The sequence below is a fragment of the Psychrobacter sp. S1-30-MNA-CIBAN-0213 genome (assembly GCF_040309845.1).
In the GTDB taxonomy this organism is placed as follows: Bacteria; Pseudomonadota; Gammaproteobacteria; order Pseudomonadales; family Moraxellaceae; genus Psychrobacter.
In genome coordinates this window covers 1-250 of record NZ_JBEOPE010000140.1, presented here as the reverse complement: position 1 = coordinate 250, position 250 = coordinate 1, and the positions used below count along the sequence as shown (strand labels likewise).

1 protein-coding gene is annotated in these 250 nt (G+C 42.0%); it reads left to right on the top strand.

Annotation, left to right across the window (positions count from 1 at the left end; genetic code table 11):
- Positions 1-250: alanine--tRNA ligase-related protein (locus AAEY87_RS14260; protein ID WP_350657645.1), on the top strand; the 250-nt coding region annotated here is incomplete at both ends.

The window sequence follows — 250 nt, the reverse complement described above, 5'->3', positions numbered from 1 at the left end:
CCCTTATACACGTGCGACAAGCTCGCAGCGCTGTGTACGTGCTGGCGGTAAGCATAACGATTTAGAAAACGTAGGCTACACTGCTCGCCACCATACATTTTTTGAAATGTTAGGTAACTTCAGCTTTGGCGATTACTTTAAGCAAGACGCGATTAAGTTTGCGTGGGAGTTTTTAACTGAGGTTGTTAAATTACCTCAAGAAAAACTGCTTGTTACTATTTATCACGATGATGAAGAAGCGTTTGAGTAC